At 28.0% G+C, this 1090-nt stretch carries 2 protein-coding genes; one reads left to right on the top strand and one right to left on the bottom strand.

The window, feature by feature from the left end; genetic code table 11:
• Window positions 1-234, top strand: a 234-nt coding sequence (locus FZ949_RS01575; RefSeq protein ID WP_148790050.1) for a flagellar biosynthesis protein, incomplete at its 5' end; no start/stop codon positions are given.
• Between the two features lie 207 nt (window positions 235-441).
• Here FZ949_RS01575 and FZ949_RS01580 read toward each other — a convergent pair.
• Window positions 442-1090, bottom strand: a 649-nt coding sequence (locus tag FZ949_RS01580; RefSeq protein WP_316246159.1) for a response regulator transcription factor, incomplete at its 5' end; no start/stop codon positions are given.

Below are 1090 nucleotides of genomic sequence, written 5' to 3' on the forward strand. Positions count from 1 at the left end.
TGGGCGATAATTTTATTACTAATTTACGTAATTTATTTTCTAATGATACGTTATGAGAAAAGAATATCAACTCTTAGCAAATTAATTGAACAAAATAGTGATGGTATTAAAGAAAATAGGGATTTGATTGGACAAAATAGATCACTTATTGAAAAAAATAAACACGATATCGAAAAAAATACAAAAGACATCATAACAAATGTTGAAAAAGTAGATATCGATTTGGAAGACTAAAGTTTCTAATTTCTTATCTCGGCTATTAATAAATTTGCTAGAATTTTTTATTTAAGATTTTAGCAAATCATTTTTTATTTGAAAATTTTATATTTATTGTATTCTTCAGCTAGTAAAAGTTGTGTAGGTATTTCTTGTGGGCGTATATATAAAAAATTTATAGTTTTTGAAGAAGAATCTTAATTTTTCAAAAAATAAGTCAAGATTTTATGCGTCAAGCTGCTTCATTAAAAGCACAAGCCCTATTCTATCCTTTACATTTAGCTTACTATAAATCGAGCTTGTATGTGCTTTGACTGTTCTTAGTGTAATGCCTGTTTTTTCTGAAATTTCATTATTTGTTAGACCCTGATAGATTAAATCTGCAATTTCTCTTTCTCTTGAACTAAGCTCAGAGAGGTCGGTCCTTTTGTCTACCTTTTCACTTTCACTATTAATATATGAGCCGGTTAGCTCACTAATCATTGCCTGAACAAATTCTTGGTAAAGCCATATATTTCCATTAAAAATAGCTTCAAAAGCATCTTCAAAGTGTGTCTTTCTCATGTGAGAATTTGCATAGCCCTTGATTCCAAGCGTAAGCAGATGCTTGCCTTCGTTTATCGTTGGCCTATTTGAGAGTATGAGTATTTTTATATTTGGAGAATTTTCAATTATATTTTTTATAACATCATCAATATTATCTTTAAAAACATCAATATCAATGCCTATAATATCAACATCATCATTTATATGAGAAAAAAACTCTTTTCTATTATGTATAAATTTCACATCGCTATTGCCAGTAAAATAGCTTCTCCAAATATTGTTTAATGCACTATTTTGTGTAAATAAAATAACTTGCATTACCTTTCCT

Origin of the sequence: Campylobacter concisus, assembly GCF_902460545.1 — a bacterium.
In the GTDB taxonomy this organism is placed as follows: Bacteria; Campylobacterota; Campylobacteria; order Campylobacterales; family Campylobacteraceae; genus Campylobacter_A; species Campylobacter_A concisus_AE.